General features: G+C 67.7%; 27 protein-coding genes. 17 read left to right on the top strand and 10 right to left on the bottom strand.

All coding sequences use genetic code 11. The annotated features are described in order from the left end of the window. Positions 1-4: 4 nt before the first annotated feature. On the bottom strand, positions 5-244 hold the full coding sequence (locus FDA38_RS02820; protein WP_137252488.1) for a MoaD/ThiS family protein: 240 nt from the start codon (positions 242-244) through the stop codon (positions 5-7). 161 nt (positions 245-405) lie between these two features. Between FDA38_RS02820 and FDA38_RS02815 the strand changes: the two genes are divergently transcribed. Then, positions 406-1116, top strand: coding sequence for a response regulator transcription factor (locus FDA38_RS02815; protein WP_137252487.1), 711 nt, complete (start codon positions 406-408; stop codon positions 1114-1116). A 7-nt stretch (positions 1117-1123) separates the two neighbouring features. On the opposite strand, the gene FDA38_RS02810 is transcribed toward FDA38_RS02815, so the two are convergent. After that, entirely contained in the window at positions 1124-1432 is a 309-nt protein-coding gene (locus tag FDA38_RS02810; RefSeq protein WP_137252486.1) for a hypothetical protein, read from the bottom strand. A 128-nt stretch (positions 1433-1560) separates the two neighbouring features. Further along, positions 1561-3423 (bottom strand): bifunctional metallophosphatase/5'-nucleotidase, encoded by a 1863-nt coding sequence (locus FDA38_RS02805; RefSeq protein ID WP_137252485.1) that lies wholly within the window; start codon positions 3421-3423, stop codon positions 1561-1563. A 134-nt stretch (positions 3424-3557) separates the two neighbouring features. Here FDA38_RS02805 and mshD point away from each other — a divergent pair, with 134 nt between their 5' ends. The 3 genes from mshD to FDA38_RS02790 all read left to right on the top strand — a co-directional run bounded on the left by mshD (position 3558) and on the right by FDA38_RS02790 (position 6212). Beyond that, positions 3558-4466, top strand: a complete 909-nt coding sequence (gene mshD / locus FDA38_RS02800; protein ID WP_137252484.1) for a mycothiol synthase — start codon at positions 3558-3560, stop codon at positions 4464-4466. Between the two features lie 232 nt (positions 4467-4698). Beyond that, the gene (locus FDA38_RS02795) at positions 4699-5310 is read left to right on the top strand and encodes a DUF6318 family protein (protein WP_267901734.1); all 612 of its coding nucleotides are present in this window, start codon (positions 4699-4701) and stop codon (positions 5308-5310) included. A 341-nt stretch (positions 5311-5651) separates the two neighbouring features. After that, on the top strand, positions 5652-6212 hold the full coding sequence (locus tag FDA38_RS02790; protein ID WP_137252482.1) for a PKD domain-containing protein: 561 nt from the start codon (positions 5652-5654) through the stop codon (positions 6210-6212). Between the two features lie 5 nt (positions 6213-6217). Here the strand turns inward: FDA38_RS02790 and FDA38_RS02785 are convergent, their stop codons facing one another. After that, a complete protein-coding gene (locus tag FDA38_RS02785) occupies positions 6218-7489 on the bottom strand; it encodes an alpha/beta hydrolase (protein WP_233714488.1) in 1272 nt (423 codons plus the stop codon). Between the two features lie 106 nt (positions 7490-7595). On the opposite strand from FDA38_RS02785, the gene FDA38_RS02780 reads away from it, so the two are divergent. The 8 genes from FDA38_RS02780 to pstB all read left to right on the top strand — a co-directional run bounded on the left by FDA38_RS02780 (position 7596) and on the right by pstB (position 17035). Beyond that, positions 7596-9755, top strand: coding sequence for an RNA degradosome polyphosphate kinase (locus tag FDA38_RS02780; protein ID WP_137252481.1), 2160 nt, complete (start codon positions 7596-7598; stop codon positions 9753-9755). 30 nt (positions 9756-9785) lie between these two features. Further along, positions 9786-10664, top strand: coding sequence for an NUDIX hydrolase (locus FDA38_RS02775; protein ID WP_137252480.1), 879 nt, complete (start codon positions 9786-9788; stop codon positions 10662-10664). Positions 10665-10804: 140 nt separating this feature from the next. Further along, positions 10805-11278, top strand: a complete 474-nt coding sequence (locus tag FDA38_RS02770) for a bifunctional nuclease family protein (protein ID WP_134105638.1) — start codon at positions 10805-10807, stop codon at positions 11276-11278. A gap of 86 nt (positions 11279-11364) precedes the next feature. Further along, the gene (locus tag FDA38_RS02765) at positions 11365-12648 is read left to right on the top strand and encodes a hypothetical protein (protein ID WP_137252479.1); all 1284 of its coding nucleotides are present in this window, start codon (positions 11365-11367) and stop codon (positions 12646-12648) included. 219 nt (positions 12649-12867) lie between these two features. Then, on the top strand, positions 12868-13980 hold the full coding sequence (gene pstS, locus FDA38_RS02760; protein ID WP_137252478.1) for a phosphate ABC transporter substrate-binding protein PstS: 1113 nt from the start codon (positions 12868-12870) through the stop codon (positions 13978-13980). A 352-nt stretch (positions 13981-14332) separates the two neighbouring features. Then, a complete protein-coding gene (gene pstC / locus FDA38_RS02755) occupies positions 14333-15319 on the top strand; it encodes a phosphate ABC transporter permease subunit PstC (protein WP_202877628.1) in 987 nt (328 codons plus the stop codon). Further along, positions 15316-16236, top strand: coding sequence for a phosphate ABC transporter permease PstA (pstA, locus tag FDA38_RS02750; RefSeq protein WP_137252477.1), 921 nt, complete (start codon positions 15316-15318; stop codon positions 16234-16236). Before pstC ends, pstA begins: the two co-directional genes overlap by 4 nt. A gap of 22 nt (positions 16237-16258) precedes the next feature. Then, positions 16259-17035: a phosphate ABC transporter ATP-binding protein PstB gene (gene pstB, locus FDA38_RS02745; RefSeq protein WP_137252476.1), complete on the top strand. Its 777-nt coding sequence runs from the start codon at positions 16259-16261 to the stop codon at positions 17033-17035. Positions 17036-17110: 75 nt separating this feature from the next. On the opposite strand, the gene FDA38_RS02740 is transcribed toward pstB, so the two are convergent. Continuing rightward, on the bottom strand, positions 17111-17668 hold the full coding sequence (locus FDA38_RS02740; RefSeq protein WP_137252475.1) for a hypothetical protein: 558 nt from the start codon (positions 17666-17668) through the stop codon (positions 17111-17113). Between the two features lie 105 nt (positions 17669-17773). Between FDA38_RS02740 and FDA38_RS42580 the strand changes: the two genes are divergently transcribed. Continuing rightward, positions 17774-18400: a hypothetical protein gene (locus FDA38_RS42580; protein ID WP_202877536.1), complete on the top strand. Its 627-nt coding sequence runs from the start codon at positions 17774-17776 to the stop codon at positions 18398-18400. Positions 18401-18439: 39 nt separating this feature from the next. On the opposite strand, the gene FDA38_RS02730 is transcribed toward FDA38_RS42580, so the two are convergent. Next, complete coding sequence (locus tag FDA38_RS02730) at positions 18440-18880, bottom strand: DUF2752 domain-containing protein (RefSeq protein ID WP_202877535.1); 441 nt, start codon at positions 18878-18880, stop codon at positions 18440-18442. Positions 18881-18961: 81 nt separating this feature from the next. Here FDA38_RS02730 and FDA38_RS02725 point away from each other — a divergent pair, with 81 nt between their 5' ends. Both FDA38_RS02725 and FDA38_RS02720 read left to right on the top strand, forming a co-directional pair. Further along, positions 18962-19702 carry an RDD family protein gene (locus FDA38_RS02725; protein WP_137252474.1) on the top strand — a complete coding sequence of 247 codons (741 nt, stop codon included), beginning with the start codon at positions 18962-18964 and terminating at the stop codon, positions 19700-19702. 6 nt (positions 19703-19708) lie between these two features. After that, the gene (locus FDA38_RS02720) at positions 19709-20254 is read left to right on the top strand and encodes an RDD family protein (protein ID WP_137252473.1); all 546 of its coding nucleotides are present in this window, start codon (positions 19709-19711) and stop codon (positions 20252-20254) included. A 2-nt stretch (positions 20255-20256) separates the two neighbouring features. On the opposite strand, the gene FDA38_RS02715 is transcribed toward FDA38_RS02720, so the two are convergent. The 3 genes from FDA38_RS02715 to thiC form a co-directional block, all read right to left on the bottom strand. Further along, positions 20257-20811 (bottom strand): hypothetical protein, encoded by a 555-nt coding sequence (locus FDA38_RS02715; protein ID WP_137252472.1) that lies wholly within the window; start codon positions 20809-20811, stop codon positions 20257-20259. Next, a complete protein-coding gene (locus tag FDA38_RS02710; RefSeq protein WP_137252471.1) occupies positions 20808-21407 on the bottom strand; it encodes a helix-turn-helix domain-containing protein in 600 nt (199 codons plus the stop codon). Before FDA38_RS02710 ends, FDA38_RS02715 begins: the two co-directional genes overlap by 4 nt. 84 nt (positions 21408-21491) lie before the next feature. Further along, the gene (thiC, locus tag FDA38_RS02705; RefSeq protein ID WP_202877534.1) at positions 21492-23015 is read right to left on the bottom strand and encodes a phosphomethylpyrimidine synthase ThiC; all 1524 of its coding nucleotides are present in this window, start codon (positions 23013-23015) and stop codon (positions 21492-21494) included. 153 nt (positions 23016-23168) lie between these two features. Between thiC and FDA38_RS02700 the strand changes: the two genes are divergently transcribed. Beyond that, the gene (locus FDA38_RS02700) at positions 23169-23915 is read left to right on the top strand and encodes a lysophospholipid acyltransferase family protein (RefSeq protein ID WP_137252470.1); all 747 of its coding nucleotides are present in this window, start codon (positions 23169-23171) and stop codon (positions 23913-23915) included. Positions 23916-24049: 134 nt separating this feature from the next. Next, the gene (locus FDA38_RS02695) at positions 24050-24574 is read left to right on the top strand and encodes a hypothetical protein (RefSeq protein WP_233714487.1); all 525 of its coding nucleotides are present in this window, start codon (positions 24050-24052) and stop codon (positions 24572-24574) included. Between the two features lie 72 nt (positions 24575-24646). Here the strand turns inward: FDA38_RS02695 and FDA38_RS02690 are convergent, their stop codons facing one another. Beyond that, the gene (locus FDA38_RS02690) at positions 24647-24880 is read right to left on the bottom strand and encodes a hypothetical protein (RefSeq protein ID WP_137252469.1); all 234 of its coding nucleotides are present in this window, start codon (positions 24878-24880) and stop codon (positions 24647-24649) included. Positions 24881-24888 lie beyond the last annotated feature (8 nt).

Raw genomic sequence — 24888 nt, 5'->3', positions numbered from 1 at the left:
TCGCTCAGCCCCCGGCGAAGGGTGGGAGCGCGTCGACCAGCGAGCCCTGCCGCAGCGGCGTGGCCGGGTCGGCGCGCTCGCCGTCGAGCAGGAAGGTGCAGATCGACAGCACCCGGGCCAGCTCCGGCCGGTCGGTGGAAACGGTGCTGACCAGGTCGCGGATCGAGCCCGCCTCGGCGGTCGCCGAGGACTCCCCTGCGGCTGAACGAGCGGCAGCGAAGTACCTGATGGTGACTTCCGGCATCTGGTCGGCGCCTCACTAATCGGTTAAGTCTTCGGCTATTATGTCAGCTTGCTGTTATGCCCAGTGTGTCTCAGGCCCCCGGCAACGACGCCGACGGGGCCTGCCGTGCACGAGGACCGGATCGCATCCCCAGGATCCGATGATCAGCACAAGGAGACGGCGTGAGCACGTTGCTTCTGCTGACGAACGCCCTGCAGGCCTCCACCGAGGTCCTGCCGTCGCTCGCCCTGCTCCCGCACCAGATCCGGATCCTGCCGCCCGAGGTGGCCGCGCTGGTCGATGCGCCCGACGCTGACGCCGTGCTGCTGGACGCCCGCCGCGACCTGGTCGCCGTTCGGAGCGCCTCGCGGCTGATCCGCACCACCGGCATCGACGTACCGCTGATCCTGGTGGTGACCGAGGGCGGTCTGACCGCGGTCAACGCCGACTGGGGCGCGGACGACGTACTGCTCGACACCGCGGGCCCGGCCGAGATCGAGGCGCGGTTGCGACTCGTCATCGGCCGTCTGGCCGCGACCCGGAACGACGAACCTGAGTCCACGCTGATTCGCAGCGGCGACGTCGTGATCGACGAGGCGTCGTACACGGCGAAGCTGAACGGGCGGGCGCTGGACCTGACCTACAAGGAATTCGAGCTGTTCAAGTTCCTGGCGCAGCACCCGGGCCGCGTGTTCACCCGCGAGCAGCTGCTGCAGGAGGTCTGGGGCTACGACTACTTCGGCGGCACCCGGACGGTCGACGTCCACGTACGCCGCCTGCGCGCGAAGCTCGGCCCCGAGCACGAGTCGCTCATCGGCACCGTGCGGAACGTCGGCTACCGCTTCGTCGTGCCGCCCGCGCCGAGCCGTGAGCCGGCTGAAGTGAAGTCCTGAGCTCTGCTCAGAACAGGAACTTCAGCAAGGTCACCGCGAGAGCGACGGCGGTGAACAGCGCTGCCTTCCAGGACCCGACGCCCTGCCGGAACGCGGCCACGAACGTCCCGATCGTGATCGGGACCAGCATCACCAGCAGGGTGATCCCGGCGGCGTGAACGCCAACGTGCGACTGGGCTGTCAGCACCAGCCCCACGACGAATGCAAACGTCAACCCGAGCCAGCTGGTGGTCTGGATCGGCCCATCACCGCTGCGATGCCCACGGTGCGATGAGCGACTGGCCCGTCGATGCGAGGTCGGAGCAACGTGCGCCATCGCTCACCTTCCGTAAAAGCCTGAGTACGCAAGGTATCAAAAGCTTTCGCGGATCGAAAAACCGCCGGAGCTGTCCCGGCGTACCCGCTCGGGTACGCCGGGACCCTGCCCGGTCAGGCGTCCAGGGGTCAGGAGCCGATCGAGATCCGGTCGGTGGCGACCGGCGTGTACGGGTCGTGCGCGGTCAGGTAGCTGGCGAACGCGTCGATGTCGAGGCCGCCGAACACCTTGTTCGTCGCGGTGGTGAAGGCCGGGAAGCCGTCGCCGCCGTCGGACAGGAAGTTGTTCGTGACGATGCGGTACGACGTACCGTCCACCAGCGGCTGCCCGCCGATCTTGATCGAGCCGGCCACGATCTTCGAGCCTGCCGCGGCCGCCGGGTTCCAGGTGTAGGTGATGCCCGCGACCTGGAGGACCTTGTACTTCGGCGCCTCCGGACCGTTGACCCCGGAGAACTGCTGCTCGAGCAGTGCCTTGATCTGCGTCCCGGTCATGTCCATCGAGACCAGGAAGTTGTTGAACGGCTGCACGGTGAACGCCTGCCCGAAGGTGACCGCACCGCCGGTCGACGCCAGGTCAGCACGGATACCGCCCGGGTTCATGAACGCCGCTACCGGTGTCTTCCCGCCGGACACCACCGACGGGTCGGCCAGTTGCGCGTCGGCGATCAGGTTGCCCAGTGGCGATTCGAGCGAGTCGTCGGTCGTCCGCACCACCGACGGTGTGGTGATGTGGCCGATCACCTTGCTCTCGATCGGCGCCACCAGCGCCTTGTACTTCGCGATCAGCTCGGCCGTCTTCCGGTCCTGCACGACGTCCTGGGTGACGATCTGGTTGTTCGCCAGCGTGTTCACCCGGTCGACGTCGCCGGTCGCGTTGTCGATGCTCAGCCGGACGTCGGTGACCAGTCGGCCGAACGACGACGCGCTGGTGACGAGCCGCGGCTTACCGGCCTTGTCCGCCAGGGAGCAGTTGTACGCCTGGTGGGTGTGGCCGGAGATGATCGCGTCGATCTCCGGGTCCAGGCCGGCGTTGATGTCGACGATCGGGCCGGAGATGCCCGGGCAGCTGTTGTACGCCTTCGGGTCGGCCGGGAAACCGCCCTCGTGCAGCAGCACGACGATCGACTTCACGCCCTTCTTCTTCAGCACCGGGACCAGCGCGTTCGCGGTCTCGATCTCGTCCTTGAAGGTCAGACCCTCGACACCGGACTTGGTGACGATGTTCGGCGTGTTCTCCAGCGTCATGCCGATGAAGCCGACCTTCTGGCCGTCCTTGAAGGTCTTGATCGTGTACGGCGCGAACAGGGTCTTCTGGGTGTTCGTGAAGAACACGTTCGCCGAGAGGTACTTGAACTTGGCGCCGGTGAACGGGTGCTTCGCATCCGGGCAGGAGTTCTGGTTGTTCTGCCCGTCGCCGTCCGGCAGGCAGCCGCCGGTCTGCATCCGGAGCAGCTCGTGCCAGCCCTCGTCGAACTCGTGGTTGCCCACCGACGCAACCTCGAGGCCCATCCCGTTCAGCGCTTCGATCGTCGGCTCGTCGTGGAACGCGGCCGACAGCAGCGGCGAGGCGCCGATCAGGTCACCGGGAGCGACCGTGACCGAGTCCTGGCCCTTCGCCTTGGCGGCGGCCCGCAGATCCTTCAGATACGTCGCGAGGTACGCCGCGCCGCCTGCCGGGATGCCGTTGATGTTGCCGCCCGACCCCGTCGCCGGCTCCAGGTTGCCGTGGAAGTCGTTGATCGCGAGCAGCTGGATCTGGGTGTGCGTCGGCTTCGGCTTCTTCGCCTGTGCGCCGGTCTGCACGGCGGTCTGCTCAGCGGTCTGCTCGGTGGTCTGCGACGCCTGCGTTGCCTGCGTCGGCTTGGCGCCGGCGGCCTGGCTCACGGATCCCCCCGCGGCCAAGGCGAGCACCGCAGCCGTTCCGGCGGCCAGCAGTCCGACCGCTCGCCGTCCCCCCAGCCGCGCTTTGTCTCGTCCTGTCAGGGCCATGTCAACTCCGTCTGGTCCGTCGTCTCGGTCGCCGCGAAGGCGAAATCCCCCGCGGTGCCGCGAAAACTACCTGGATCGGCGTGGCCCGGCCAGGACCTGAGCATGAACTGAACCGGACCTTTTACGGTATTCGGGTGACCCTCGAAGCCGTTCCCTCACCGTTGCCCCCGGCCACCGCCGCCGCCGTCACGGAACTCGCCCGCGCCGCAGCACACAGCGACGGCGTCAATCCGCTCTCCGAACGCACGCTGCTGCACCTGGACGGTGAGCACCCCGACGACGTCCACGTCCTCGCGTACGAAGGCGATCCCGGCACGATCGAGGTCACCGGCCTGCAGAGCGCCCGCAACCTCGTCGGGTACGCCGCCCTGTCCCCCGACGGCTCGGCCGAACTCGTCGTAGCTCCAGACTTCCGACGACAAGGCTTCGGTACGGCGCTTCTGCGCATGCTGCTGGACCACGGCGGCTCTCGCACTCGCGTCTGGGCCCACGGGCGTCTGCCTGGGTCGGACGAGCTGGCACGGCGGCTCGGTCTCGAGGTATCGCGAGAGCTCTACTTCCTCCGCCGTACCAGGGCTTCACTCCCGGATCCGGTGTGGCCGGACGGGATCGCAGTACGGACTTTTGTGCCCGGGCAGGACGACGCGGCCTGGCTGGAGGTCAACGCCGCCGCATTCGCCGACCACCCGGAGCAGGGCAGCTGGACCGCGGAGGACCTGACGGAGCGTCTGCAGCAGCCGTGGTTCGACCCCAACGGCTTCTTCCTGGCCGTCGATTCCGCCACCGACGCACTGGCCGGCTTCCATTGGACGAAGGTCGAGGACGGCGTCGGAGAGGTCTATGTAGTAGGTGTCTCCCCGTCCCACCAAGGCTCCGGCCTGGGCAAAGCCCTAACCCTCCAAGGCCTCCACCACCTCCAGGACGACCGCGACCTCGACTCGATCGTCCTCTACGTAGACGGCACCAACACCGCAGCCCGAGCCCTCTACAAGTCGCTGGGCTTCGCCACAGCCGCGCTGGACGTCCAATACGCCCCCGCCTGACCCTTCCGTGAACGACCTGTGAACGACCTCACACCGAAGTCACCCCCTCACTTCACGTCATAACACCCCCTCCGACCCGTCCCACCACCAACCAGGAGCCGTCCGAGCCTCTAACCCCCCAGCCGGGCGGCTCCTGGCCCCAAACCCCGTTATCCACAACTGCACCTTTTGACATCGAACCAAGAGCCCAACCCCCGTTACGATAATTTTCGACTACGGAGGGCACACACTCGTGACACACCGCAACACCCCCACCCTGAAGCTCCTAGCCTGCCTCTGCGCTGCCGCACTCCTAACCGCCTGCAGCACCGGCAGCCCAGCCGCCGGCCGCCCCAACACGGCCCCGCCTTCGGCCACGAACTCGACGAGCGCACCGGCGACAACCGCGTCGCCCACCTCGTCGGCCACTGGCAGCGGCGTGCCTCAACGGCCGAAGACGGCCGCCGGCGTCAGCCTCTCCGCGGCAGAGTCCTTCGTCAGGTACTACGTCAGCCTGTTGAACTACGCATCGACGACCGGCGATGTCGCGCCGATGATGTCCGCGAGCGCGGCAAGTTGCAATCAATGCAAGCTCTATGCGGATTACGTGGCGAAGGTCAACGCCGCCAATGGCGGTCTCACTGGAGACTACTTCGAGCGGGTCGACGACGTACCCGATCTGTTCCGCGGAGACGGAGGACGGGTCGGCGGCTACGCAGCAGTGACGATCGGTGCGTACACGTCGAAGGATTCTCCGTCGGCAAAACCTGTGACGAGCACGGTGCGGAAATACAAGCGCGAATTCACGCTGTTGGATCAGCAGGGATCGTGGGTAATGGCTGCGATGAGGTTGACCGCGCAATGAGACCGCGACCCGTTGTGACCAGCCTGATATTCGCGATATTGACAGGCTTTGTGTTCAGCAACGCGGCGGCCTCGCATGCACAAACCTATGCACCGTTGACACCGACACCGAAGCCGCCGGTCGTGACCGTGAAGCCGACAAGAGAAGGAATTCAGGGGAGTGCCGACGGAATCATCAGGCGACACGGCCACGGCAAGTCCTCTGGCAAGGCATCTACGTCCGATCGCGGCAAGACGACACAGCATGCCGGCAACCAGCATCCTGGACACAACCAGCGTCGGGACGATCCACCCCAATCAGTTGAAGACGATCTCGAACTCAACATCGGCATCTGTGGCCGCATGCAGCCGGATGGATCGGTGCCCGGCCCGACGCGATGCCAGCCCGGCGGCATCGAACGGCGGGTGGCGCCGCCGACGATTCCACCGGAAGTAGTACGCCCGCGCCCAGAGGACGTCACCTGGGAGCAGATCCGGTCGGAGACGAAGAACGTCCTGTTTCCTGGGCTTTCCGTGAAGGTGCAGCCCGACGGGCGGACGTTGGTGAATCTGGACACGATCGTCTATACCGAGGACAGCAAGGTGTCGACGACGACCGTGACGCTGCTCGGCTTCCCGGTGGTTGTTGAGGCGACGCCGATCAGTTACACCTGGAGCTTCGGGGATGGCAGCCCTGCGCTGACTACGAGTACGCCGGGCAAGCCGTACCCGTCGAAGGAGATCACCCACAAGTACATGAAGCGTGGCGATGCCAGTCTCACGCTGACCACCAACTACGCCGCCCGCTTCAACGTCGCCGACACCGGCTGGCAGTACGTCAACGGCACCGTCCCGATCACTGGCCCCGCCACGCCACTCCTGGTTCGGGAGGCCGTACCTGTGCTCGTTGATCCTGGTCGCTGAGCTGTCTAGTACAGCGCGTTTCGTAGGTAGTTCGTTAGGTGGGTGTGGGCTTGGCGGATTTTGCCGGGGACGGTTAGGAGGTTGGCGTAGCCGTGGCAGAGGGTGGGGTGGGGGATGTGGGTGAGGGGGTTGCCGGCGGCTCGGAGGGCTTCGGCGTACTCGAGGCCTTCGTCTCTTAGGGGGTCGAAGCCGGCTGTTGTGAGGTAGGTGGGTGGGAGTCCGGTTAGGTCCTTGGCTCGGATGGGGGAGACGATCGGGTCGGGGCGGAGGGTGGGGTCGGGGGTGTAGTGGTCGCGGTACCAGATGATGTCGTTCTCGCTGAGGATGAAGCCTTCGGAGAACAGGTCTCGGCTGGGGCGGCGGGCTACCAGGTCGACTGCTGGATAGAGGAGTACCTGGAGGGCGGGGTGCGGCAGGCCGCGACGTACGGTCTGCTGGGCTACTACCGCGGCGAGGTTGCCGCCGGCGCTGTCGCCGCCGACGGCGATCAGGTCTGGGTCGACGCCCAGGTCTTCAGCGTGCTCGACGGCCCAGGTGAACGCGGCGATGGCGTCCTCGGCGGCGGTGGGCGCGGGGGCCTCGGGGGCTAGGCGGTAGTCGACGGAGAGGACGCGGATCCCGGCGTCGGCGGCGATCGCGCGGCAGAGAGCGTCGTGGGTGTTGAGGTCGCCGACGACCCACCCGCCACCGTGGAAGAAGACCAGCAACCCCCGGCCCACTCCATCCACACCGCCGGAGCCGAAGCCGGGGCGGGAGCCCACACCAGGGTCGAAGCCATAGTCCGAGCCGGAGCCGAGGCCCGTACCGGAACCCGAACCCGAGCCGATGCTGGTGGAGTTGGCGGAGCCCGGGCCTGAGGTCGGGGCCGAGCCGGAGGCGGACCGCGAACCCGAGTCGGTGGCGGTGGCGCCCAAGCCCGCGCTCGGCGGACGGACTCCGCGGGGGATGTATAGGCGGGCGCCTAGTTGGCCGGCGGCGCCTCGGACGGTTAGGTCGGTTACTCGGTGTAGTTCGGCGGGGGTGCCGGGGATCAGTTTGCAGAGGTTGCGGAAGTGGGCTCGGGCTGTGGGCGCGTCGGTCTTGGTTGTGTTGGGCAACAGGTTGTCGACGCGGATGAGGAGCTGCAGGTCGGGGTCGAGGATGTTGCCGTCGATCTGGATCGGGGCGCCGGCCAGGCGGCGGCGGACGGCCGTGGGGAGGGCGTACAGCGGGGTCAGCGCATTGGCCTGTACGGCGGTCAGCGTGTCGCGTAGTGCCGAATCCAGTCGTGAGTTCACAAGGAGTGACGCTAGCAACCGCCGGCCCGAGATGTGGTCCGTAGGCAACGAGAACGTCACATCTGCCAACGCGCGGACGGCTACCCCTCGTTCACCAAAGGATGCGATGCTGGACGGCGTGGCAGGAGACTTGCTGGCATCGCACAACCGGGAGTACGACGTCGAGCCGCCGTACGACATCAGTGCGGCCGGCGATCTTCCGGTTGACCGGTTCTCGGATCGGGAGCTGAGCTGGCTCGCGTTCAACCAGCGCGTCCTCGAGCTCGCCGAGAACGAGCGGATCCCGCTGCTCGAGCGGGCCAAGTTCCTCGCGATCTTCGCCAGCAATCTGGACGAGTTCTACATGGTCCGGATCGCCGGTCTGAAGCGGCGTATCGCGGCCGGCGTCGCGGTGCGGGCGGCCAGTGGTCTGCTCCCCCGCGAGGTCCTCGACCGCAGCCTGGCCCGGAGCCGCGAGCTGATGGACCGCCAGGCCGAGACCTGGCGCAAGTCGGTCCAGCCGGCGCTGGTCGACCAGGGCATCGAGATCCTCCGCTGGGACGAGCTGCAGCACACCGAGCGCGAGGACATGACGCGGTTCTTCCGGGACCGCGTGTTCCCGGTGCTGACGCCGCTGGCGGTCGACCCGTCCCACCCGTTCCCGTACATCTCCGGCCTGAGCCTGAACCTGGCGGTCGTCGTCCGCAACCCCGACACCGGCGGCGAGCACTTCGCCCGGGTCAAGGTGCCGCCGCTGCTGCCCCGGTTCGTCAGGGTCGCCGAGGGCCGGTTCGTGCCGCTCGAGGACGTCATCGCGACCCACCTGGGCCAGCTGTTCCCGGGTATGGAGGTCACCCAGCACCACACGTTCCGCGTGACCCGCAACGAGGACCTCGAGGTCGAGGAGGACGACGCGGAGAACCTGCTGGCAGCGCTCGAGAAGGAGCTGCTCCGCCGCCGGTTCGGTCCGCCCGTCCGGCTCGAGGTCGAGGAGTCGATCGACCCGCAGGTGCGCGCGCTGCTGCTGTCCGAGCTGGGCGTCACCGAGGCCGAGGTGTTCGAGCTGCCGGGCCCGCTGGACCTGCGCGGCCTGTTCACGATCGCCAGCCTGGACCGGGCCGAGCTGAAGTACCCCGGGTTCGTACCGTCGACGCATCCGCACCTGGCCGAGGTGGAGACCTCCAACCCGGCCGACATGTTCCACGCGCTCAAGCAGCGCGACGTGCTGGTCCACCACCCGTACGACTCGTTCTCCACGAGCGTCCAGCGCTTCATCGAGCAGGCCGCCGCCGACCCGCACGTACTGGCGATCAAGCAGACCCTGTACCGCACCAGCGGTGACTCGCCGATCGTCGACGCACTGATCGACGCGGCCGAGGCCGGCAAGCAGGTCCTGGTGCTGGTGGAGATCCAGGCACGCTTCGACGAGCAGGCGAACATCAAGTGGGCCCGTCAGCTCGAGCACGCCGGCTGCCACGTCGTGTACGGCGTGATCGGTCTCAAGACGCACTGCAAGCTGTCGATGGTCGTCCGCGACGAGCCCGACGGACTGCGCCGCTACGCGCACATCGGGACCGGCAACTACCACCCGAAGACAGCCCGGCTGTACGAGGACCTCGGCCTGCTCACCAGCGACAAGGTGGTCACCGAGGACGTCGCACTGCTCTTCAACCACCTGTCCGGCTTCGGCCGCAGCGCCGGGTACCGGCGGATCCTGGTCGCTCCCCAGTCGGTACGGCGGGGGCTCGTCGAGCGGATCGACCGCGAGGTGCAGCATCACCTGGCCGGCCGTCCCGCCCGGATCCGGTTCAAGGTGAACAGCCTGGTCGACGAGGCCCTCTGCGACGCGCTGTACCGGGCGTCGCAGGCCGGCGTACCGGTCGACCTGTGGATCCGCGGCATCTGCACGCTGCGTCCCGGCGTACCGGGTCTGTCGGAGAACATCCGCGTTCGCAGCATCCTGGGCCGGTTCCTCGAGCACAGCCGCGTGTTCCTGTTCGAGAACGGCGGTGAGCCGGAGGTGTGGATCGGCTCGGCCGACCTGATGCACCGCAACCTGGACCGCCGGGTCGAGGTGCTCGTGCAACTGAAGGAGCCGGACCACGTCATCGAGCTGGGCGAGATGTTCGACCTGGCGATGGACGAGACCACGGGCTCGTGGTGGCTGCAGGAGGACGACAGCTGGCAGCCGCGGCTGAACGGACCGGACGGTCAACCGTTGCGCGACCTGCAGGAGCGGCTGATCGCGACACGCGGACGCCGCCGGGCGATCGACCCCATCAGCTAGCTGCCGGAGCACATTTCCTAAGGTGAAGTCATGAGCAACCCGGCGACGGTCATCGCCGCGGGTGGTGTCGTCTGGCGAGAGCGCCGCGGCACCCGTGAGGTGCTGCTGGTGCACCGTCCCAGGTACGACGACTGGTCCCCGCCCAAGGGCAAGCTGAACGCACACGAGCACGTGCTGCTCGCAGCGCGCCGGGAGATCGCAGAGGAGACCGGAGTACAGGTCCTGCTCGGTCCACCGCTCGGCGTCCAGCGGTACGCCGTCCGCAAGAACGGCGGCACCGCAGAGAAGCTGGTCCACTACTGGTCCGCAGTACCTCTGAATGAGGGCGACTTCGAGCCGAACGACGAAGTCGACGAGATCAGCTGGCTCCCGGTCGACAAGGCCCGCAACAAGCTCAGCTACCCGCGTGACGTGGACATCCTGGACGCACTGGAGCACGCCGTACCCGTGGTCTCCACGGTGGTCGTGGTCCGGCACGCGGAGGCGGTGAAGCGGAAGGACTGGGACGGCAAGGACACGGTCCGCCCGCTGACCAGCAACGGTACGGCGGTTGCCGAGCGGCTGGCCGACGTACTGGCCGCTCTGGGCGCGGACCGGATCATCAGCAGCGACGCGGAGCGCTGTGCCGCCACAGTCACGCCGTACGCCGCCTCCATCGACCGGCATATCCACCTCTGGCCGGAGATCTCGGAGCGGGGGTACGACGCCGATCCGGGCGGTCTGCGCGGTCTGGCGGAGCGGGTGTGGCGCCCGGGCAAGGTGACGGTCGTCTGCTCGCACCGGCCGGTGCTGCCGGCCCTGTCCCGGGAACTGGGCCTGAAGGTGGGCAAGTTCTCCACCGGCGCCTTTCTGGTCGCGCACCGGCTGGCCGACGGACGCCTCGTCCACGAGCGCTTCCGGGCCCCCTGAGCACACTGCGACACGGCTCGGTGACGATCCAGGCACAGCCGACGGGGCAGCCGGGTGACACTGGAGGTGACGGGTATGTTCCTACCCGAGGAACCGGCGCCCCACCGGGTGCCGGTCTGAGGAGAGGTTCGGGGCGCACCATGACGATGATGCGAGAACTGACACTGATCGGGATCCGGATGGAATCACCCAACCGGGCCCCGGTGATGATGCTGCGCGAGACCGAGGGCTACCGCTACCTGCCGATCTCGATCGGCTCGGTCGAAGCAACCGCGATCGCGTACGAGGAGCAGGGCCTGCGCCCGTCGCGACCACTCACCCACGACCTGATGCGCGACCTGATCGAGGCGTTCGGCGTCCACATCGAGGCCGTCGAGATCGTCGAACTGCGCGACGCCGTCTTCTACGCCGAACTCGTACTCGCCAACGGCGCCCGCGTGTCCGCGAGACCGAGCGACTCGGTCGCACTCGCCGTCCGCCTCGGTACGCCGATCCGCTGTACCGAACAGGTGCTCCGCGAAGCGGGCATCGCCACCCCCGAAGAGGAACAGGCCGAGCTCGAACGCTTCCGCCAGTTCCTCGACAGCGTCGCCCCGGAGGACTTCTCCAGCTGACCGTGCGCCCCGATGCGCTACGATCCGACAGCGCACTGGTGGCAGGGGTGACCTCCAGGCGCGCCGTTCACCTGGGGGACTCCGACATGCGCAGAATCGTCGCCACCGCGACCGCCGCCGTACTGCTCGGTGCGCTCCAGACCACCACGGCCCACGCCGCACCACCGCCGCCGACCGGCGTACAGGTCAGCTGGTCGGATCCGGCGACCAGCCTGATGCGGGTGCAGTGGACGGATGCCGGGGCCGCCAACAAGCTGCGCATCGAGTACCAGGACGGAACGGCGCCGATGGGCTGGCTCGCGACCTCGGACAACGACTTCAACCATCGCTGGGTAGTGCAGTCGGGGAAGACCGCGCGGGTCGCCGTGGTGACGACCGACGCGACCGGTGACAGCGCAGCCGCGTACTCGCCCTGGTTCGACACGAACATCCCCGCCGCACCGACCGTGACCGCCGCGGTTCCGCAGGCCGACGGGTCGCTGCGCCTCACCTGGACCAACCCGCCGGCTCCGAAGGACAACACCCCGGGCGACCCGCTGGACGTGCCGGTCGGCCAGGTCGGCGAGGTCATCGTGAAGGCCTGGTCCCTGCCCACCGACAAGACGGAGCTGTTCCCGCATCCGCTCGGCACCACGACGGCGGTCGTGCCGCCACGCCCGCGTCCGCTGACGACCCTGGTCATCGCGACGAACGAGTGGGGCGGGATGTCGCCCGACCAGGTCGACTACACGGACATGAAGTTCGCCCTCAAGGCCGGACCGGCGTACGGCGTCTTCGGCAAGCCGATGACGATCTCCGGTATCGCGGGCGCGCTGCTCTGCGACAACCCGGGCAACTGCGGCAAGGGCCGGCTGTTCGGTGGCGCGGGGATCCCGATCACGATGCAGACCAGGGCGAGCGCTGCCAAGCCCTGGGAGTACGCCGGGCGCTACACCTCGTTCGACCTGAGCGGATTCGAGGCCCAACCGGTCGCCGTCGGCGGTCGCGAGTACCGCTTCTACGCCCCGGCCTGGAGCGGCTATTCGACGGTCACGGCGCTGGCGACCTCGGGGACGAAGTACATCCCCACGCTGGCGAACTTCGCCGTTGCCGGGTTCAACGTTCGGACCGCGCAGGTCGGGCAGATGGTGAAGCTGACCGTGGACGTGAAGCCGGGCGGGACCGTGAAGGGCGCGCTGCAGCGCTGGGACGGCAAGTACTGGCGCAGCGTGCTGACGGTGCCGGTTGCTAAAGGTAAGGCAACGATGTCGATCCGGGCTGCCGGTCGCGGCACGACCACGCAGTACCGTGTTGCCGTCCCGGGGATGACGTATTACGGGCTGCCGATCCAGACCACGGGCAGTCGCTCGTTCTCGTTGACAGTGCGCTGAGCGTTACCGAAACGTGAGCCAACGGCCGTTTACATCGACAGAGTGTGACGGCTCTTAACTCAGTTCACCTAATGGCTGCCTGTCGGCACGCCAGGCGTCGCACACGCTACTGGAACCGTTCACCGCTCGTTCACCAGCGACGGACCGGTCGGTCACCTGCTCTCCCTACCGTCTGTGGAAGTTCAAGAAGTCTGATTCCCGCAGAAGGGCAACATTCTCGTGTCCGTCAATCGCCTGCTCCGCGTCGGCTCCGTCGCCGTGGCATCCCTCGGCGTCCTCGCTCTGAGCGCCTGTGGCAGTGACCCCGAGCCGTCCGGCTCCTCGAGCCCCGGTTCCTCGACGTCGTCCACCGGTGCAGACTGCCCGCAGGGCACTCTGAACGCCGAGGGCTCCTCGGCGCAGAAGAACGCCATCGACGAGGTCATCAGCAAGTACAACGAGAAGTGCGCCGACGTCACGGTGAACTACAACCCGACCGGTTCCGGTGCGGGCGTCAAGCAGTTCAACGCGAACCAGGTCGACTTCGCCGGCTCCGACTCGGCGCTGAAGCCCGACGAGATGACCGCCGCCACCAAGCGCTGCGGGGGCAACCCGGCCATCGACCTGCCGATGGTGATCGGCCCGGTCGCGATCGCGATCAACGTCGACGGCGTCGACAAGTTCGTCCTCGACGGCCCGACCGCCGCGAAGATCTTCCAGGGCACCATCAAGACCTGGAACGACCCGGCCATCACCAAGCTGAACCCGGGCGTGACCTTCCCGTCGGCCCCGATCTCGGTCTTCTTCCGTTCGGACGAGTCCGGCACCACCGAGAACTTCACCAAGTACCTGAAGGCCTCGGGCGGTGGCGCCTGGACCGGTGAGCCGGCCAAGAAGTGGACCGGCACCGGCGCCGGCAAGGAGAAGTCCGCGGGTGTCGCCGAGGGCGTCAAGAGCACCAAGAACTCGATCACCTACGTCGAGTGGTCGTACGCCGTCGACAACAAGCTGACCATCGCGCAGATCGACAACGGCTCGGGCACCCCGATCGAGCTGTCCGCCGACTCCGCCGGTAAGGCCCTGGCCGCCGCGCAGCCGGCCGGCACCGGGTCCGACCTGGCCCTGAAGCTGGACTACGCGACCAAGGCCGCGGGTGCTTACCCGATCATCCTGGTCACCTACGAGATCGCCTGCACCAAGGGTCTCCCGGCCGAGAAGACCGCGCTGGTGAAGAGCTTCCTGAGCTACTTCGTCAGCAAGGACGGCCAGGCCTCGCTGACCGACCTGAACTACGCGCCGCTCCCGGCCGAGATCCAGACGAAGGTCGACGCCGCCATCCAGGCGATCAGCTGACCTCGAAGTAGCACTGATGCGAGCCCCGGCGGTCCGATTGTTCATCGGAGACGGCCGGGGCTCGCCTCGTCAGACCCAGACGTGACAGATCACGACCCAGGCGCTTGGAGCACCATCGATGAGTAGTCCAGACGGCACGGCACCGCCCGACCGGCCGGACGGCACGGCCGCCGGACAGGAACAACCCAAGATCGAGGATCTGGTCCACGACGACGCGGGACCGACTCCGCGGTTCGAGGGCCTCGCCGAGGAACACGCCGAGCACGAGGCGGATCAGCCCGCCGAAGTGATGACCGAGACCGGCCCCGAGGCCGCAGTCGGCACCGCCGCTGCGACCGAGCCGGAGAAGAAGATGGAGCTCGGTCCGGTCGGTCATCTCGGTGACCGGCTGTTCAGCGGGTTCGCCCGTGGTTCCGGCGGCCTGGTGGTCCTGATCGTCGCGTTCGTCGGCATCTTCCTGCTGGCGTTGGCGATCCCGGCGCTGGCCGACAACAAGAGCAGCTTCTTGTTCTCCCGGATCTGGGAGCCCGGCGGCGACGAGCCCCGGTTCGGTATCGCTGCGATGTTCTACACCACCGTGATCAGCTCGATCATCGCGATGCTGATCGCGGTCCCGATCGCGATCGGCGTCGCGCTCTTCATCACGTACTACTCCCCCAAGCGGCTGGCCCAGCCGGTCGCGTACGCCGTCGACCTGCTGGCCGCGGTCCCCTCGATCATCTACGGCCTGTGGGGCATCCTGTTCTTCGCCCCGATCCTGCTGCCGGTGATCAACGGCCTGTCCGACGCACTCGGCTGGATCCCGCTGTTCGAGAAGCCGCCGGGCGACAACGTCGGCGTGGTCTTCACGGCGTCCGTCGTACTGGCGATCATGATCCTGCCGGTGGTCACCGCGATCAGCCGGGAGATCTTCGCGCAGACACCGATCGCGCACCGTGAGGGCGCGCTGGCACTCGGCGCGACCAAGTGGGAGATGATCCGGATGTCGGTCCTGCCGTACGGGCGTTCCGGCGTGGTGAGCGCATCGATGCTCGGCCTCGGCCGCGCGCTCGGCGAGACCGTCGCCGTCCTGATCATCCTGTCGGTGCCGAACGGCAACGACCCGTGGAACTCGTCGATCTTCGCCGGCGGCGAGACGTTCGCGTCGAAGATCGCCAACAACGCCGCCGAGTTCGACTCGCCGGAGAAGACCGGCGCCTACATCGCGGCCGGCCTGGTTCTGTTCGTCGTCACGTTCCTGGTCAACTCCGCGGCCCGGATCATCGTCGACCGCAGCGGCCCCGGTGGCCGGCGTCCCCGCCGCAGCCGCCGCGCCGCAGCCCAAGGAGCGTCCTCATGACCGCGATCGCAGAGAACAAACCGGCGTACGACGGTCAGGAGCTGGATCTGTCCGGCAAGTCCGGCGCCCGGGCCTTCAAGAACACGCTGGCCACCGTGCTGATCGTGCTGGCCTTCGTGGTCGCGATGATCCCGCTGCTGTGGATCCTCGGCACCGTGATCAGCAAGGGCTACCACCTGCTGCTGAGCGCGGACTGGTGGAGCCAGTCGCAGCGCGGCATCACCGTCCGGCGCGAAGGCGGCGGCGCGTACCACGCCATCATGGGCACGCTGATCATGTCGCTCATCACCGCCGTGATCGCGGTGCCGATCGCCGTCCTCGGCGCGGTCTACCTGGTCGAGTACGGCAAGGGCACCAAGGCCGCCCGGGTGGTCAGCTTCATGATCGACATCCTCACCGGTGTCCCGTCGATCGTCGCCGCACTGTTCATCTACGCGGTCTGGATCACGATCTTCGGCTTCAACCGGGTCGGCTTCGCAGTGTCGCTGTCGCTGGTGCTGCTGATGCTCCCGGTCGTACTGCGGTCCACCGAGGAGATGCTCAAACTCGTCCCGGACGAACTGCGAGAAGCGTCGTACGCGCTCGGGGTGCCGAAGTGGAAGACGATCATGAAGGTGGTCGTGCCGACCGCGTTCGGCGGCATCGTCACCGGCGTGATGCTCGGTCTGGCCCGCGTGATGGGTGAGACCGCGCCGCTGCTGATCCTGGTCGGCTACTCGAAGAACATCAACCTGAACCCGTTCAACGGATTCATGGGCGCGCTGCCGACGATGATCAACCAGGACCGGACCGAGCTGGCGCTGCAGCCGGCCGCCGACCGGGTCTGGGCAGCCGCACTGACGCTGATCCTGCTTGTCCTTGTCCTCAACGTGCTGGCCAGGCTCGTCGCCCGGTTCAGCGCCATCAAGTCGAAATAGTCACGAGAGGTTCTGAGTCGATATGGCTAAGCGCATCGAGGTCAGCGGCCTCAACGTCTACTACGGCGACTTCAAGGCCGTCGAGGATGTGTCGATGACGGTCGAGCCCCGCTCGGTCACCGCGTTCATCGGCCCGTCCGGCTGCGGCAAGTCCACCTTCCTGCGGACCCTGAACCGGATGCACGAGGTGATCCCCGGCGCCCGGGTCGAGGGCAAGGTGCTGCTGGACCAGCAGGACCTGTACGGCTCCGGGGTCGACCCGGTCGCCGTCCGCCGCGTGGTCGGCATGGTGTTCCAGCGGCCGAACCCGTTCCCGACGATGTCGATCTTCGACAACGTCGCGTCCGGCCTGAAGCTGAACGGCGTCAAGGACCGCAAGAAGCTGACCGAGGTGGTCGAGCGGTCCCTGCACGGCGCGAACCTGTGGAACGAGGTCAAGGACCGCCTCGACAAGCCGGGCGCGGGTCTGTCCGGCGGTCAGCAGCAGCGGCTCTGCATCGCGCGTGCGATCGCGGTCGAGCCCGAGGTGATCCTGATGGACGAGCCGTGCTCGGCCCTGGACCCGATCTCCACGCTGGCGATCGAGGACCTGATCGAGAAGCTGAAGGACCAGTTCACGGTCGTCATCGTCACGCACAACATGCAGCAGGCGGCCCGGGTCTCGGACCAGACCGCGTTCTTCAACCTGGCCGCCACCGGTAAGCCGGGCCGGCTGATCGAGATGGCCCCGACCAAGCAGATCTTCTCCAACCCGACGGAGAAGGCCACCGAGGACTACATCACGGGTCGCTTCGGCTGATCCGCCGTACGACGGTTTGCTGCCGGCCGCCGCGACGAGGTCCGTCGCGGCGGCCGTCGGCGTTTCGGACCCGTGTCAGACGCAGAGCGAACGGGCGAAGTTGACCCGGGCAAGGACGTCGGCCACCTGTTGCGGCGAGCTCACACCGACGTGGGTGTTGTGAGTGCGGTTGCCGTTCTGCACGGTGATCTGGACGAAGCCGGTGGTCCGGCGCTCCTTGCAGAGCAGGAAAAGCAGGCCGAGCAGGCAGGCCAGCGCGAAGATGATCGCCAGCACGATCGCCCAGCCGGGGATCTTCTCCTCGGTCCGCGACATGTCCATCGCCGACCAGTTGGTCCCGTGTGTCGGCAGTACGCCGGCGGGCGTGACGATCCGCTGCTGTTCCACCGAGATGTCGCCGATCGTCACCAGCACCGGACCGGCAGGCAGGGCCACCAGCGGCGGCTGGGGCTGCTGCTGGTACTGGCCGCCGACGGGCGGTGGGAACGCGCCCGGCTGCATCCCGTACGGACCGGGCTGGGCCTGGGGGGCGGCCTCGAAAGTGGGCGGCGTCGGGTACTGCACCGGGAGATGGCGGTCGGGATCGCCGCCAGGGCCCTGACCGGGCGCGGGTTCACGAGGGGTCTCAGTCACAGACGAGACCCTAAGGGGTCCACGGACCGGTGTGGGGACGTGACCGCGAACCTGTGGAAAAGATAGCCTCTGGGGATTCCTCGACGTTCTCAGAAGGGAACCGCGGTGAGCACTCCGACGCCACCTCCCGGCGACGACCAGAACGACCAGAACCGGCCGCAGGACACTCCCGAGACCCCGGGTGAACAGCCGAGCCAGTACGGCCAGCCGAATCCGTACGGCCAGAGCCAGCCTGAGCAGCCGGGCCAGTACGGCCAGCCGGGCCAGTACGGTCAGCAGCCTGGGCAGTACGGCCAGCAGCAGCCGGGGTACGGCCAGCAGCAGTACCCGGGCCAGCCTGGGCAGTATGGCCAGCAGCAGCCGGGATACGGGCAGCAGCAGCCGGGTCAGTACGGGCAGCAGCAGGGCTACGGCCAGCAAGGCGGTTACGGCCAGCAGCAGCCGGGTGCGTACGGTCAGCAGCCCGGCCAGTACGGCGCGTACGGCCAGTCCGGCTACGGGTACGGCGGCGGCGCCGTACCGCAGAACAACACCCCGCAGACGCTGGCGATCATCGGCATCGTCTGCCTGGTGATCTGTACGCCGGCCTCGATCGTGCTCGGGCTGATTGCCCAGGGCAAGTTCCGCGAGCAGGGCCGCTCCGACACGCTGGCAAAGGTCGCGTGGATCGGCGGCGCCGCCCTGACCGGCCTGGGACTGCTGTTCTACATCATCGGACTCGCGTCCAACTGATCCTGCTCGTCGCGGGGCCGGCGTGGCCCCGCGACGGCGTCAGTTCAGGTTGCGGGCGACGCCGTACACGACGAGCAGGGCGATGACGCCCTTGATCAGCCAGTCCGCGACCTGCGGGCTCATCGACAGCCTGGGCAGGCGCACCAGCCGCAGCGATTCGAGGCCCCAGGCAAGCACTTGGTAGCCGACGGCAATGCCGACGAGCGGGCCGAGCACCAGGATCACGGGGTTGAAGTGCCAGGCGGCGTCCAGATCGCCGCGGAGCAAGGCGGCCGCCATCCGGGTCGACCCACAGAGCGGGCAGTTCAGACCGGTGGTGGCGTGCAGGATGCACGGGACGCCGATCCGGCCGCCGGACAGCTGGTACAGCCCGGCCAGCGCGAACCCGCCGACACCGACCGCGGACAGGCCCCAGACCCGGCGGTCCAACGGCTGGACCGGACCGGCCGGCCGGAGTACGACGCTCTGCGAGACGCTCACCCCCTAACGGTAACTCTCAACCGGTGGGATCCGTCGACAGGTCTGAGCCGTCTGACCCGTAGCCTGCAACTCACTCCTCACATGTCTTCAGTAGAAGGGATCGTCGTGAGCAATCCGACGCCACCGCCGGGTTACGGCCCGCAAGACCCACAGCAACCGGGTCAGTACGGCCAACCCGGCCAGTACGGTCAACCTGGTCAGCCGGGGCAGCAGCCGGGCCAGTACGGGCAGCAGCCGGGGTACGGCGGCCAGCCTGGCTACGGGCAGCAGCCGGGTTATCCCCAGCAGCCTGGTCAGTACGGCCAGCAGCCGGGCTATCCCCAGCAGCCCGGCCAGTACGGCCAGCCGGGTCCCTACGGCCAGCCTGGCCAGGCGTACGGTCAGCCCTACGGCCAGCCGGGCTTCGGCGGGATCCCCGGCAACCTGGCGGCCTGGCCGAACCGGGTCGGCGCCTGGTTCGTCGACGCGCTGATCGTCGGTGTGCCGTCCGGTATCGGCTCCGCGATCGCGGGCAACACCAACAACTCGGTGCTGGGGATCATCGGCCTGATCTTCTACCTGGCCGGCGTCGGACTGGCGATCTGGAACATCCTGATCCGCCAGGGCAGCACCGGTCAGACCGTCGGCAAGCAGGTGCTCGGGCTGAAGCTCGTCGGCGCCGACACCGGCCAGCCGATCGGCGCGGGTAGGACGTTCCTCCGCCAGCTCACACACATCCTCGACGGCCTGGCCTGCTACATCGGCTACCTGTGGCCGCTGTGGGACGAGAAGCGGCAGACGTTCGCCGACAAGATCAACAACACCTACGTCATCAAGCTCTGACCTGTCGTGAGCACCCCTCCCTCAGGGCCGTACGACGGTCAGTATCCACCGCCTGGTCAGTACCCGACGCAGGGCTACAACCCTTACGGGCAAGGCTTTCCGGGCGGCGGGTACGGCTATGCGCCACCGGGCCGGCTGGCGGACTGGCCGATCCGGGTCGGCGCGTCACTGGTCGACTCGCTCATCATGGCCATTCCGTCGATCGCCGGGGTGCTCGCCGCACTGGTCATCGACGGCGACCAGGACGAGTTGGGCACCGGCGGCGGGATCGCGATGATCGCCGGTTTCCTGGTCGCCTTCGGTATCTGGGTGTGGAACCGCATCATCCAGCAGGGCCGCACCGGCCAGTCGTTCGGCAAGAAGGTGACCGGCCTGCGGATCGTGGACGCACACACCGGTCAGCTGATCGGCATGGGCAAGAATCTCGGCCGCGAGGTCTGCGCCCAGATCTTCAATCAGCTCTGCTTCCTCAACGTCCTCTGGCCGCTGTGGGACGACAAGAAGCAGACCTGGCACGACAAGGTCGTCAGCGACATCGTGATCAAGAGCTGACGTCAGTGCGAACGCAGGAGACCGGCGCAGGTAACCGCCCACAGCACGCTGGTGAAGGTGCCGATGATGAACCGCTCGGCGACGGCCTGCGGAGTCACTGAGGCCGGCTGGTCGGGGCTGCGGAGCTCCGGGTACCGGGCAAGGCCCTTGATCGCCAGTACTACTGCGATGCCTTCCGGCCAGCCGGCTACCAGGGACGCGTAGATCGCGGTCCGCTCGAGGGCTCCGATCAGCGCGCCGCCACGCAGTACCTCACCGGCTTTCTGGGTCGACTGGGCTCTGGTGTTGTTCCGGTCGACCAGGGCCAGCACAGATGTCGTCAGCGGGCCGCCGCCGGTCACTGCCAGCCCTCCGGCGAGCAGGAGCAGCACGTTCCACCAGCGCTCGGCCCAGCCGGCCACTCCGTGCCCTGACAGCAGCAGTACGCCGACAGCGGCGAGACAGGCGAGCATGACGCCGCTGATCACGATCTCGAGGTTGGAACCGGACCTGGGCACCCATGCGAGCACAGCAAGGATCAGCCCGGCGGCCGTCAACGACAGGACCAGCGCCGTCACGCAGCGACTCCAGCACCGAGCAGGTCCGCGGCCAGCACCCGTCCGCGCTGTTCCTCGGCGAATCCCGCCGCCTGCGCACGTTGCGTCACCGCCGACTGGCTGATGCCGAGTTTCACGCCGATCTCCCGCCTGGTGAGTCCTTCGGCCAACAGGTCCGCCACTGCCCAGCCACGCTCGCTCCGGCGCCGCAGTACGGACGCCATCAGCCACAGCACCGTCTCCACCTGCTCCGCGACCCGCGAGTCGGCCCCCACCACATTCACATGGTGGGGGCTCGACTTGGCCTTCGTCACGGCTTCGCGGGCGAACACGAACGCCTCACCGCTGCCTGCTCTGGTACTGCGGGGCAGCGGCTGGGTCACCTCGCCGATACCGAGCCCGACGTACCAGGAGTCGGCGCGGAGCAGCTCTACGATCACGTCGACCGTCGACCGGGCCTCGGAGAACACGCCCTGTACCTCGTCGCCGGCGGTCCGCTCGAACCTCCGCAGCAGTCCGGACCGGCGCGGGCGGCGGTTCAGGGAGTTCAGCAGCTCGGGTACGAGATCGCTCGTGCTTCGGCTGCCCCGCTGATCTACCGTGAGAACGAAGACCATCGCCCTGCACCTCCTTCTGAACGGCTTAAGGCTACAGTCTTATTCACGTAGAGTGAAGGACAAAACCTGAATCGCTTCAGCCGATTACTCCCCGTATTCGGCCCGGAGGTCGGCGGTGATCCGCATCGAGCAGAACTTCGGCCCGCACATCGAGCAGAAGTGGGCGGTCTTGGCGGGCTCGGCCGGCAACGTCTCGTCGTGGAAGGACCGGGCCGTGTCCGGATCCAGCGACAGGTTGAACTGATCCTCCCAGCGGAACTCGAACCTTGCCTTGGACAACGTGTCGTCCCAGTCCTGCGCGCCCGGGTGTCCCTTGGCCAGATCCGCCGCGTGAGCAGCAATCTTGTACGTGATCACACCGGTCTTCACGTCATCGCGATCCGGCAGCCCGAGATGCTCCTTGGGCGTGACGTAGCAGAGCATCGCCGTACCCAGCCAGCCGATCTGTGCGGCGCCGATCGCCGAGGTGATGTGGTCGTACGCCGGCGCCACATCAGTTGCCAACGGCCCCAATGTGTAGAACGGCGCCTCGCCGCACAGCTCCTCCTCGAGCCGCACGTTCTCGGCGATCTTGTGCATCGGCACATGTCCCGGGCCCTCGATCATCACCTGTACGTCGTGCTCCCAGGCGATCCGGGTCAGCTCACCCAGCGTCCGCAGTTCCGCGAACTGCGCCTCGTCGTTCGCGTCCGCGATGCACCCGGGCCGCAGCCCGTCGCCCAGCGAGAACGTCACGTCGTACTCCCGCAGGATCGAGCACAACTCCGCGAAATGCGTGTACAGGAACGATTCCTGCTGATGCGCGAGGCACCACGCCGCCATGATCGACCCGCCGCGCGACACGATCCCGGTGATGCGTCGCGCGGTCAGCGGCACGTACCGTCGCAGTACGCCGGCATGCACGGTCATGTAGTCCACGCCCTGCTCGCACTGCTCGATCACCGTGTCGCGGTACACCTCCCACGACAGCGCGGCCGGATCGCCGTTCACCTTCTCGAGCGCCTGGTACAGCGGCACCGTCCCGATCGGCACCGGCGAATTCCGCAGGATCCATTCCCGCGTCTCGTGGATGTTCTTCCCGGTCGACAGATCCATCACCGTGTCCGCGCCCCACCGGGTCGCCCACACGAGCTTCTCGACCTCTTCCTCGACCGAGCTGGTGACGGCGGAGTTGCCGATGTTCGCGTTCACCTTCACCAAGAACTTCTTGCCGATGATCATCGGCTCGCTCTCCGGATGCCGCCGGTTCGCCGGTATCACCGCCCGTCCGAGGGCCACCTCGGCCCGGACGAACTCCGGGTCGACGCCCTCCCGGACGGCGACGTACCTCATCTCGTCGGTGATCGTCCCGGCTCGCGCATGCCCGAGCTGGGTCAGTCCCGAGCGTCCCGCGATCCACTCGCGCCGCAACGCGGGAAGGCCCGCCTGTACGTCGATCTGCGCCGACGCGTCGGTGTACGGACCGGACGTGTCGTACAGGTCGAAATGCTCCCCGTTGGTCAGATGCACGCGACGAGCCGGTACGCCGAGCTCCCCGCGACAGATCTTCTCCGAGCCGGAGATCGGACCCGTCGTCACCGTCGGACGGATCGTGCTGACATTCACCATGCTGGTGCTCCCTACGCCGGAATTACCCGGACAGGTTCGGCGGTCGGCGGCGCCGGGATCAGAACCCAGCCGCCCTCTCAGCCCGCTACGGTGCGAGCTCCCGCGATCTCAAGTTGTCACGACCACCCTAGACGAAGCCTGTAGCGTCCAGGTATGCGCGACCTCGTGTACCCGCCCGTCATCGCCTTCGCCCGGACCTCGTTCAAGGTGCTGGACCTGAAGCTCCGCCTGACCGGCACGGAGAACGTGCCCCGGACCGGCGGCGCGCTGATCGCCCTCAACCACATCAGCTACGTCGACTTCATCCTCGGCGGGTACGGCGCTCTGCCGAGCAAGCGGCTGGTCCGGTTCATGGCCAAGGAGGTGCTGTTCCGCAACCGGTACTCCGGTCCGCTGATGCGCGGCATGCACCACATCCCGGTCGACCGGGACGCGGGCGCGGCGTCGTACCAGAAGGCGCTGGAGTACCTGGCCGCGGGTGAGGTCGTCGGCGTGTTCCCGGAGGCCACGATCAGCCGTTCGTTCGAGCTCAAGGAGTTCAAGTCCGGCACGGTCCGGATGGCGGCGGAGGCCGGCGTACCGGTGATCCCGATGATCCTGTGGGGCACGCAGCGGATGTTCACCAAGGACCATCCGCGGGACTTCTCCCGGCACCGCCCGATCTCGATCACCGTCGGCGAACCGATCACGGTGACGCGCGACGACGACGCGGCCGAGGCGACCGCACAGCTGCGGTCCACGATGGCCGGGATGCTCGACGAGACCGTCCGCTCGTACCCCGAGCAGCCCGCCGGGGCCTGGTGGTTGCCCGCGGCGTACGGCGGCAGCGCGCCGACCCCGGCCGAGGCCGAACGACTCGACCAGGAAGAGCTTGCCCGCCGGGCCTCCAAACGTCGTTAAGACGGCGGACAGGACCTTGACCCTCGGGGCGGAACGAGGGTACGAAGGCTTTCGTTGACTGAGCAGGAACCTGGGGGGTCCCTGTGCGGCGGGCCGGTGTCGGTGGCCTGCGACACGAGCGGGCGGGGAAGGTTTTGTTCGATTCACCGGAAGAGCTGCATCTGTTCGACCCGGGCGCGATGACTCCGGCGCCGCATGTGGCCGAGCACATCCCGGACGCCGGAGCGTTCTTCGTCGACTGGGCGACCCGCGGGCTGAATCCGGAGCGCGCCCGCGAGATCGAGTCCGCGGTGAACGGCCGGCGGAACCCGAACGGCTGGTTCCCGCTGGAGACGCTGGACAGCATCGGCAGCAGGGGTTTCTGGCGGGGTCCGTTGACCTATCTGGCCAGAATGACGGCCGACGACCCGAAGATCCTGCAGGAGTGGGCCTGTGACGGCCTGCGTGACGAGCAGGTGGGCCGCATCGAGGCGACGGTGGACCACCTGCTGCACCAGCAGGGCCACGCCGCCGCTGCGACATGGGCGGTCGCCGTACGGCCGCGGACGTACCTCGACGCGGAAGTACTGGGCGACCGGCTGCTGGCCGCGTGGGAGTACAACCTCGGCTCGATCCGCGCCAAGGACGTGGCGAAGTCGGTCCGGCGCTGGAACCGCTGAGCCGCACCCTGAGAAGACGTACGACGGGCAGCCGCCAGACCGCCCGTCGTACCTCTCAGAGACTCAAGAGACTCAGTGGAACTGCGGGATGATCAGGTACAGCCCGTACAGCACCGCGGCCAGGCAGCCCGCGAAGCAGAGTGCCGCGACGCCGGTGTCCACGACGGACGGCTGCCGCTTCGCGTCGATCGCGACCGCGCGCCGCGACATCGCGCTGACCCCGAACGCGAACAGGACCGCCAGGCCGACCCCGAAGATCAGGCTGGCCAGTGCCACCTGACCGAGTGAACTCCAGTCGATGTGCATCGCCGTAC

Origin of the sequence: Kribbella jiaozuonensis (genome assembly GCF_005233875.1) — a bacterium.
Lineage (GTDB): Bacteria > Actinomycetota > Actinomycetes > Propionibacteriales > Kribbellaceae > Kribbella > Kribbella jiaozuonensis.
The sequence above is the reverse complement of the archived record's forward strand: the minus strand, read 5'-3'. Positions and strand labels throughout refer to the sequence as shown.